Annotated in this window: 3 protein-coding genes and 1 pseudogene (1 of these 4 cut by a window edge); 3 read left to right on the forward strand and 1 reads right to left on the reverse strand. The window is 67.8% G+C overall.

Annotated features, from left to right (window positions below; translation table 11 throughout):
- Together BN903_RS09810 and BN903_RS09815 are read left to right on the forward strand one after the other, a co-directional pair.
- Nucleotides 1-1,000 (forward strand): annotated as a pseudogene (locus tag BN903_RS09810) (thiolase C-terminal domain-containing protein) (it extends 115 nt beyond the left edge of the window).
- Nucleotides 997-1,386 (forward strand): OB-fold domain-containing protein, encoded by a 390-nt coding sequence (locus tag BN903_RS09815; protein WP_048077557.1) that lies wholly within the window; start codon nt 997-999, stop codon nt 1,384-1,386. The pseudogene BN903_RS09810 and the gene BN903_RS09815 overlap by 4 nt, the downstream one beginning before the upstream one ends.
- A 68-nt stretch (nt 1,387-1,454) precedes the next feature.
- On the opposite strand, the gene BN903_RS09820 is transcribed toward BN903_RS09815, so the two are convergent.
- Nucleotides 1,455-2,138, reverse strand: a complete 684-nt coding sequence (locus BN903_RS09820) for a TetR/AcrR family transcriptional regulator (RefSeq protein WP_048077558.1) — start codon at nt 2,136-2,138, stop codon at nt 1,455-1,457.
- A 109-nt stretch (nt 2,139-2,247) separates the two neighbouring features.
- Between BN903_RS09820 and BN903_RS09825 the strand changes: the two genes are divergently transcribed.
- Entirely contained in the window at nt 2,248-3,603 is a 1,356-nt protein-coding gene (locus BN903_RS09825; RefSeq protein ID WP_048077559.1) for an amidohydrolase family protein, read from the forward strand.
- The last annotated feature ends 101 nt before the right edge of the window (nt 3,604-3,704 follow it).

Here is a 3,704-nt window from a genome sequence, read left to right on the forward strand (position 1 = left end):
GCCACCGCTCGGCCTCGACGGCGCGTCCGCGGACCGGATCGAGAACACGAGCGCGACCGGCGCGAGCGCCTTCCACCGCGGCGTCGAGGGTATCGAGCGCATCGAGGGCAGTGAGGGCGTCGGGCACAGCGAGGGCGTCGGGCGCGGCGACGACGATATCGTCCTCATCGTCGGTGCCGAGCGGATGTCTGCGGGCGACACGCGCGACGTCACCGAGGCGATCAGCCGGCTCGTCCACCGACGGGAGTACGCGCAGGGGATAACGCTCCCCTCCTTCGGCGGTCTCGCGGCCGGCGCGTACCTCGATCGCCACGACGCGCCCCGCGAAGCCCTCGCCGCGGTCGCGGCGAAGAACCACGCCAACGCGGTCGACAACCCGGTCGCGCAGTTCCGAAAACCGATCGACGTCGCGGACGCGCTCGACTCGCCGGTGGTCGCCGCACCGCTTCGACTGTACGACTGCTGTCCGATGTCGGACGGTGCCGCCGCGGTCGTCCTGACTCGGGAAGGAACAGCGGGAACGGGGGGGTCGTCCGCCCCCCGCGTCGCCGGCATCGCGAGCGCCACCGGGACCCACGCCGTCGCGGAGCGGTCCGACCCGCTCTCCATCGACTCCGTCAGCACCGCCGGAGAACGCGTCTTCGACCGCGCGGGGATCGGTCCCGACGACGTCGACGTCGCCTGTATCCACGACGCGTTCACGGTCCTCGAACTGATCGAACTGGAGGAGCTCGGCTTCTACGAGACCGGAACCGCGTGGGAGGCGACCCTCGACGGCGAGACCGCGCTCGACGGCGACATCCCGGTCAACCCCGGGGGCGGGCTCAAGGCCCGTGGGCACCCCCTCGGCGCGACCGGACTCTCCCAGATCGTCGAACTCGTGTGGCAACTGCGCGGCGACCTCCCCGAGACCCGACGCGTCGACGGGGCGGAAACGGGATTCGCGATCAACGTCGCCGGGTTCGGAAACAACAGCGTCTGTACGGTGTTGCGCGCGTGACGGACCGCGATACCCCGACCGACCGCGATACCCCGACCGACCGCGACCTCCCCGCCGACCGCGCGTTCGTCTGCGACGACTGCGGGAACCGCTGGTACTACGACCGCCGCCGCTGCCCAAACTGCGGCCGTTCGTCGGCGGACACCGCGACGGTTCGACTCGAAACCGGGACGGTCGTCGCGACGACGACGGTCGAGACCACGCCGCCGGACGTTCGCGCGCCGAATTACCTCGCGCTGGTGCGGTTCGACGAGGTACAGTTGACCGCGCAGGCCGCCGACGGAGACCTGTCTCCCGGCGACCGCGTTCGGTTCGCCGGCTCCCATCGACTCCGCGAGGGGCGCGACAGAACCGATCCGCGCCTCGTCGCGGTCGACGACGCCTGAGTCGAGCCGATCGCAGAAGGGGTCCGTTCCGCCTACTCCGTCTGCTCCGCCTACTCCGTCTGCTCCGCCTACTCCGTCTGTTCGAGCGACTCCAGAATGAACTCGTCTATCGCCTTCCGCGCCTCCTCGGGCGCGTCCTCGTGGCCGAGCGAGATCCGCCGGCCGCGAGCGGCGTGGATGACGTCGGTCACGAGCTGGCCCATCCGCTCGGCGTCGACGTCGCGGAAGACGCCCTCCTCGATGCCCTCCTCGACGACTTCGACGATACTGCCGCGGATACGCTCGTAGTGCTCGTTGAATATCTCGCGGTGGTCGCCGTCGTTTTGCGCCTGCGTGTACAGCTCGTGGTACACCTTCATCCGGTCCCAGTGGCTGAACTCCTCGAACTCGGGCCCGAACAGACACTGGTCGACCCGGGCGCGGAGTTCAGTCCGGGGGTCCGCGTCGCCGTCGACGACCACGCTGCCCTCGTACTGGTCGATGATGTGTTCGAGGAACGAGGACATCAGGTCGTACTTCCCGTCGAAGTGGTAGTGGATCACCTGCCGGGTGAGGTCCATCTCCTCGCCGATGTCGCGCATCCGGAGGTCCTTGTACCCGTGCTTGCTCAGCGCGCGGAAGGTCGCCTCCATGATCACCTCCTTCGTGTCTTTAGAGGACACCGTCTCGCCCGCGGACCCCTCGTCGGCGTCGGCGTTTTCGGTCGGGGACTCGGCGGACTCGCTCGCCGATCCGCCCTGTGATTCGCTCATACCGTCACTCTACGTGTGAGGTACATAATACGCTCGCCCCTCGATACCGCCCTCGCTACTTTACCGCCCGGTAAACTTTTAACCTCTTGGTCAAACCCTATTATCGAACATGACACAAACGATCGTGCGAAACGGGACCGTGGTCTCGCTCGACCCGGACGTGGGGACGCTCGACGAGGCCGACATCCTGATCGAGGACGGCGAGATCGTCGAGGTGGGGGGCGGACTCTCCGCGTCGAACGCCGAGGAGATCGACGCGTCCGGCCACATCGTCGTGCCCGGATTCGTCGACTCGCACATCCACCTCGCGCAGACGCAGGTACGCGGCATCGCCGGGGACTGGTCGCTGATGAACGAGTACTTCGACCACATGCTCGGCAACATCACCGGGCTGTACCGGCCCGAGGACATGTACCTCGGCGGCCTCTTCGGTGCCTTCGAGAAGCTCCACACGGGGACGACGACGGCGCTCGACTGGTCGTACCCGAACACGCTCGAACACGGCGAGCGCGCGGTCGACGCGCTGAAAGACAGCGGGCTGCGCGCGGTGTACACCTACGGCCCGCCCGGCGACGACTCGGCGAAGTGGTGGTACGAGAGCGACGTGGGACTTCCCGAGGAGAACATCCGACAGCTCCACGAGGACCAGATCCGCGAGGACGACCTGCTCAGCCTGGCACTCGGCCTCCGCGGTCCCGACTTCTGTACCGACGAGACCGCCCGCGGCGACCTGGAACTGGCCCGCGATCTGGGCGCGCTCTCGACGATCCACATGGGGGCCGCGCTGTGGCCGTCCTCGGAGTACGGCGGCGACTACCAGGGCTTCGGCTGCCTCGAAGACCTGCTCGGTCCCGACGTCAACGTCGCCCACGGGAACCACTTCTCGCAGGAGGACATCGACCACGCGATCGAGCAGGGGGTCTCCTTCTCGTCGACGCCGGAAGTCGAGATGCAGATGGGTCACGGCATCCCCGTCACCGGCAAGGTGCTGGAGGCGGGCGGCCGGCCCGCGTGGGGCGTCGACGTCTGTTCGAACGTCAGCGGCGACATGGGCAGCCAGATGCGGATCGGCATGCAGCTCCAGCGCATGTTCGACAACCAGGCGGTCTTGGAGGGCGACGAGGAGGTCACCGAGGTCTCGATCTCCGCGCGCGACACCCTCGAAATGGCCACCATCGAGGGCGCGAAGGCGCTCCAGCTCGACGACGAGATCGGGACGATCACCCCCGGTAAGCGCGCCGACCTCGTCTTGTTCGACGCGAACGACTTCATGACCGCCCCGTCGCACTCGCCGGTCCAGACCGTCGTGTTCCAGTCGGACCCCTCGCATATCGACACCGTCCTCGTCGACGGCGAGGTCGTCAAGCGCGACGGCGAGCTGACGAACCCGAAGGTCCGCGAGGAGTTCGACCGGTTCGTCGCCTCCGGCGAACGGCTGCTCGACGAGGCCGGCATCGACCTGTAACGCCCGCGAAATCTCTCTTTCAACGACACACTTCACATGCGAATCGGACAATACCGAACCGCGGACGACGAATCGCCTTGGACCGGCGTCGCGACCGACGC

It is taken from the genome of Halorubrum sp. AJ67 (assembly GCF_000513435.1).